The organism is Yoonia sp. (assembly GCF_046292185.1).
GTDB lineage: Bacteria > Pseudomonadota > Alphaproteobacteria > Rhodobacterales > Rhodobacteraceae > Yoonia.
The window spans coordinates 1-5,416 of record NZ_JBKBQY010000142.1 but is presented as its reverse complement, the minus strand read 5'-3'; the positions used below and the strand labels follow the sequence as shown (position 1 = coordinate 5,416).

Genomic DNA, 5,416 nt, shown 5'->3' with positions numbered 1-5,416 from the left:
CCTCCCTCGGCATTCCCGGACAAGGCGAATTGCGCAGCCTGACTGACATTTTCACCCAGAACCATGACAGGCTGCATCTCTTGCCAGATCCCCTTGGTGGTCAGCGCTTCGCGCGCGCGCATACCATAAGGCGCGTGTTCGGGGTTGGCGATGGCGAACCGGGTGATAGCACCGGATGCGACCATCGCAGCCAACTGATCCAGCGTCTCATCCGGCGTCAGGCTGGATCCGTGCGGCACCATGATCACGATCCGTCCAATGGCGTAAAGATCGCCCGCGTCTCTTGTCAGACCCTCAACATGCAGATCAACAATGAATTGCTCGTCGGCGGCCATGAAAATCTCGAACGGTGCGCCTGCACGAATCTGCCGTGCAAAATTGCCGGTCGATCCAAAAGACAGGCGCACATCCAGCCCCGTCTCTGCAGTGAATGCTGCGGCAATTTCCGTGACGGCGAATTGCAGGTCCGACGCTGCGGCGATGACCGGCGCATCGCTTTGCGCCACCGCAGCGCCGCTCAGACAGGCCCAAGCCACGACGGCGAAGCGTAGGATGCGGCGCAGGCTCACCGCGACCATGACAAAGCCCTCCAACGGCAACAACGCTGGCGCAAACGCAACTTGGTTGGGAAGGAACTCTCTTGCATGCAAGCATTGTTGTTGACGCAAGACGCGAGAGCAAGCAGCAATCTGCAGTGTTTGAACTGGAAGCCTGATCGTCGGTGGTGCTAAGCATCCACATGCATAATACACGATGAGCGGGCGACATGATCTTTCTGACAATCTGGCCACTTTTCGCGCTGATCTGCCTTGGCTTCCTGATGGCGCGCGGGGGTTTTCCCGAACCAGGGTTCTGGCCCGCGGCGGAACGGGTGAATTATTACATCCTGTTCCCAGCACTGTTGATCGGCAGCCTTGCAAATGCACCTTTGCGCGACCCGGCAATCCTGCGGTTGGGCGGCGCGGCCTTCAGCACAATCTGCCTTGCGGCTATCGGTCTATATCTTTGGCGGCGCATTCGCCCTGCACCCGCCGCGCGTTTTGGCCCGAGCGTGCAGGGCGTCATCCGGTTCAACACCTACCTTGGACTTGCCATCACCGCGAGCCTGGCCGGAGCCGCCGGGATGGAGCGGGCAGCCGTGATGCTGGCTGTCATGGTGCCCTTGGTCAACGTGCTGTCAATCATAGCGCTGAGCGACAAGGCCACCAGCCGCGGCCCTGCCGATCTGGCACTGATGATGTTGCGAAACCCGCTGATCCTCGCCTGTATCGCAGGGATATTTCTGGCCCTGACTGGTACCGGCCTGCCTTTTGGCACCGCGCAGTTCTTTGCACTTTTGGCGCAGGCAAGCCTGCCTCTGGGTCTGTTGTGTGTCGGCGCCGCGCTGCGCCCGGCAACGCTGCGCACCGACAGCGGCGCGATCTGCGCCAATTCGGCCGCGCGGCTTCTTGTCATGCCGCTGCTCGCCGCAGGGGTGGGGCTGGCCTTTGGTCTGACCGGCATCGAGGCGCTGGTGATCATCATCTTCTTCGCGATCCCGACAGCGCCCACATCTTACGTCCTAACACGGCAATTTGGCGGCGACAGCACCTATATGGCGGGGTTGGTGACGGCGCAGACACTTGCTGCCGTGCTGACTATTCCGATTGTTCTGTTGATTTACGGCACGACCTGACACGCGCCGAATATTTGAGAGCTCAGATGGAACCAAACCACCCTTCGCTTCGTTGCAATATCATACGTCATGAGAACGCAAAAAGGAGATAAACATGAACTGGGATACCATCCAAGGTAAGTGGAAACAGATGACCGGCAGCGCCAAGGAAAAATGGGGCGAGCTGACCGACGACGACCTGACACAGGTCGACGGTAAACGCGACCAACTGGCCGGCAAAATTCAAGAGAAATATGGCGTCACCAAAGACGAGGCCGAAAAGCAGATCGACGATTGGGCAAGCAAGTCCTGATCACCTATCAGCCCAACAGAAACGGTCGCCCCCGGGCGGCCGTTTTTGCGTCTTAACGATGCGGGACCGGTGAAGAGGTGCGGAAAGATCACCACTTTTCACAGTCGATACTGTCAGTCAGTGTGTCCCGCTCTTAAACGCAAGACCAAGACATATTTAAAAATTATGAGCGGTTGGCGATCCCACGAGGACTCGAACCCCGAACCTGCTGATTAGAAGTCAGCTGCTCTATCCAGTTGAGCTATGAGACCGCTTGAACGGGGTATGGCGCGGGAGGGGGGCTTTTGGCAAGCCGGAAACGCCCTTAATGGGTCCAGACGCCGCGCCGGTTGGTCGCGAAGTTCTCGCCATAGCCTCCGGGCCGGATATTGACCTTGCGGGGTTTGGGCTCCTGCACCACAGCGTCGATTCCGTGGTCACGGGCATAATCAAGGGCGGCCTCCTTACTGTCAAAATGCAGCCGCACTTGGGCCTGTGTATCCGTCGATGACGTCCAGCCCATCAAAGGGTCGATCGACCGTGCGCTTTGTGCGGCATGCTCCAGAACCCAATCCTTGGTCTTGGCCGTGCCCGATGACATGGCTGTTCTGGCTGGCTTGTAGATTCGTGCGCGCATCTTCTTGCCCTTTCGTCTTTCATTTCCATATGCGCAAAAGGCGGGGGTTTCGCAAGCCCCGCCATGATCGCATCAGACCCATTCGCCTTTGCGCATGACCGGCATAATCTCACCCGTCTTGGTGATACCGTCGATATCGACCTGATCCGACCCGATCATCCAATCGACATGGATCAGGCTCTGGTTGCCACCCTTTTGCTGCAGTTCCTCGGGCGAATAATCGGACCCACCTTCAATCGTATCTGCATAGCATTGGCCCAGCGCGATATGGCACGATGCATTTTCGTCAAACAAGGTGTTATAAAACAACGTGCCGGACTGGCTGATGGGGCTGGAATGCGGCACCAGTGCCACCTCTCCAATCCGGCAGGCGCCATCATCGGTTTGCAGCAAGGATTTCAGCACTGCCTCGCCCTTGGTGGCAGAGGCTTCGACGATCCGCCCAGCCTCGAACCGGACTTTGATGTTTTCAATGACGTTGCCCTGATGCGCCAGCGGCTTGGTCGCAGCGACCGTGCCATCCACCTTATAGGCATGCGGGCAAGTGAACACCTCTTCGGTTGGAATATTCGGTTGGCAGACCACACCGTTCAGCGCAGGCGACGCCCCGCCTTTCCAGATATGCCCGTCGGCAAGGCCCAATGTCAGGTCGGTGCCCGGCCCGGTGTATTTGAGCGCTGCGAAATCATGGTCATTCAGCCACTTCACCCGCTTTTTCAGTTCTTTGGTATGCTCTGCCCAATTCGCCACCGGATCCTCGCCGTCCAGACGGGAGGCTTTATAGATGGCATCCATCAGCTTGCCCTGTGCCTCTTCCACCGGCAAATCGGGGAACACGCGCGCCGCCCAGCCAGCACCGGGGAAAGCAACGATGTTCCAGTTCACCTCGAACCCGACAATCGGGGCCATCGCGGCTTTGGCGGCGATAGATGTCGCCTTTGACAGACGCGCAACCTTGGCGGGGTCCTGGTCGGCAAGCAGCATCGGGTCATCGCCGGTGATCGCCATCCTTGCAGCGCCCCCTTTGTAAGCTGCGGCCAGTCCTTCGTAGAACCAGCCAGGCGCGCGGTCGAAACTGGCATCCTCGGCATTTTCATAGCGCACCAAGGTAATCGCCTCATCGGTGAAAAAGGGAATCACGATCCCTGCCCCGGCCTTATAGGCATGCACGGTGATCGCGCGGACCAGATCGATGGCAGACAAAGGTGCGGTGATCACCAGATCCTGCCCCTTTTGCAGGTTCACGCCGGTGCGCACGGCGACTTCGGCCAGACGGTCGAGCTTCACGGGATCAATGGACATAGCATACCTCTTTTGCGTTTGGCGCGACCTTAGGCCAGCGGCGGCCCTTGATCCAGTGACCAAAGACAACAACTATGGGTTAACCAAAGGAATCCACCGCCATGGCCTATGCCCAGACTGACAAGTCGCCTGCTCCGCAATTTCTCGCCAATCCCGCGCCTGACGTGCGCACACGCGACAAGATGGAGGGCGGCAAAAGATTCGTGCTGAAGACCGAATTTGAACCCGCAGGCGACCAACCCACCGCGATTGCCGAACTCAGCGCCGGGATCGACGCGGGCGAACGCGATCAGGTGCTGCTGGGCGCAACCGGCACCGGCAAGACATTCACCATGGCCAAGATGATCGAACAGACGCAACGTCCCGCGATCATCCTTGCCCCGAACAAGACGCTCGCGGCGCAGCTATACGGCGAATTCAAGGGCTTCTTCCCCGAAAATGCGGTTGAGTATTTTGTAAGCTATTATGATTACTATCAGCCAGAGGCCTATGTCGCCCGGTCCGATACCTATATCGAGAAGGAGTCGCAGATCAACGAACAGATCGACCGGATGCGGCACTCTGCCACCCGCGCGTTGTTGGAACGTGACGATGTGATCATCGTAGCATCAGTATCCTGCATCTACGGCATCGGGTCGGTCGAAACCTATGGCGCAATGACGCAGGATATCCATGCGGGCCAGTCTTATGATCAACGCCAGATCATCGCCGATCTGATCGCACAGCAATACCGCCGCAACGACGCGGCCTTCCAGCGTGGGACGTTCCGGGTGCGGGGTGACAGCCTTGAAATCTGGCCTGCCCACCTTGATGATCGCGCGTGGAAGCTGTCGTTCTTTGGCGAGGAATTGGAAAGCATCACCGAATTCGACCCGCTGACCGGGACCAAGACCGGCATGTTCGACAAAGTCCGCATCTATGCCAATTCGCATTACGTGACCCCGAAGCCGACGATGCAGCAGGCCATCATCGGCATCAAGAAGGAGCTGCGAATGCGGCTCGACCAATTGGTCGCCGAAGGCAAATTGCTGGAAGCTCAGCGGCTTGAACAGCGCACCAATTTCGATCTGGAAATGCTGGAGGCGACAGGCGTCTGCAACGGGATCGAAAACTATTCCCGCTATTTGACAGGCCGCGCGCCGGGCGAGCCGCCACCCACGCTGTTCGAATTCATCCCCGACAATGCCATCGTCTTTGCCGATGAAAGCCACGTATCTGTGCCCCAGATCGGCGGCATGTATAAGGGTGACTTCCGGCGCAAGATGACGCTGGCCGAACACGGGTTCCGGCTGCCATCCTGCATGGATAACCGCCCACTAAAGTTTGAGGAATGGGATGCGATGCGCCCACAATCGGTCTTCGTATCCGCAACGCCTGCGGCTTGGGAGATGGAACAGACAGGTGGTGTGTTCACCGAACAGATCATCCGTCCGACCGGCCTGATCGACCCCCAGATCGAAATCCGCCCGGTTGAGACACAGGTCGATGATCTGCTGGACGAAGTGCGCAAGGTCGCCGCCGCTGGCTATCG

General features: G+C 58.6%; 6 protein-coding genes and 1 tRNA gene. 3 read left to right on the top strand and 4 right to left on the bottom strand.

Annotated elements, in window-relative coordinates:
- Nucleotides 1–578, bottom strand: a 578-nt coding sequence (modA, locus tag ACK4TM_RS16890; RefSeq protein WP_409703568.1) for a molybdate ABC transporter substrate-binding protein, incomplete at its 3' end; no start/stop codon positions are given.
- 188 nt (nt 579–766) lie between these two features.
- Between modA and ACK4TM_RS16885 the strand changes: the two genes are divergently transcribed.
- Entirely contained in the window at nt 767–1,675 is a 909-nt protein-coding gene (locus tag ACK4TM_RS16885) for an AEC family transporter (RefSeq protein WP_409703565.1), read from the top strand.
- A gap of 94 nt (nt 1,676–1,769) precedes the next feature.
- Nucleotides 1,770–1,967: a CsbD family protein gene (locus ACK4TM_RS16880; RefSeq protein ID WP_409703562.1), complete on the top strand. Its 198-nt coding sequence runs from the start codon at nt 1,770–1,772 to the stop codon at nt 1,965–1,967.
- 174 nt (nt 1,968–2,141) lie between these two features.
- Here the strand turns inward: ACK4TM_RS16880 and ACK4TM_RS16875 are convergent.
- From ACK4TM_RS16875 to ACK4TM_RS16865, 3 genes are all read right to left on the bottom strand, one after another.
- A tRNA-Arg gene (locus ACK4TM_RS16875) sits at nt 2,142–2,218 on the bottom strand.
- Nucleotides 2,219–2,271: 53 nt separating this feature from the next.
- Nucleotides 2,272–2,583: an ETC complex I subunit gene (locus tag ACK4TM_RS16870; RefSeq protein WP_409703559.1), complete on the bottom strand. Its 312-nt coding sequence runs from the start codon at nt 2,581–2,583 to the stop codon at nt 2,272–2,274.
- 72 nt (nt 2,584–2,655) lie between these two features.
- Complete coding sequence (locus tag ACK4TM_RS16865) at nt 2,656–3,885, bottom strand: aminopeptidase (protein WP_409703556.1); 1,230 nt, start codon at nt 3,883–3,885, stop codon at nt 2,656–2,658.
- Nucleotides 3,886–3,986: 101 nt separating this feature from the next.
- Between ACK4TM_RS16865 and ACK4TM_RS16860 the strand changes: the two genes are divergently transcribed.
- Nucleotides 3,987–5,416, top strand: a 1,430-nt coding sequence (locus ACK4TM_RS16860; protein ID WP_409703552.1) for a DEAD/DEAH box helicase family protein, incomplete at its 3' end; no start/stop codon positions are given.

Bases quoted from the DNA above. Each gene is read 5' to 3' on its own strand.
- ACK4TM_RS16885 (WP_409703565.1), top strand. From the start codon at position 767: ATGATCTTTCTGACAATCTGGCCACTTTTCGCGCTGATCTGCCTTGGC.
- ACK4TM_RS16880 (WP_409703562.1), top strand. From the start codon at position 1,770: ATGAACTGGGATACCATCCAAGGTAAGTGGAAACAGATGACCGGCAGC.
- ACK4TM_RS16870 (WP_409703559.1), bottom strand. From the start codon at position 2,583: ATGCGCGCACGAATCTACAAGCCAGCCAGAACAGCCATGTCATCGGGC.
- ACK4TM_RS16865 (WP_409703556.1), bottom strand. From the start codon at position 3,885: ATGTCCATTGATCCCGTGAAGCTCGACCGTCTGGCCGAAGTCGCCGTG.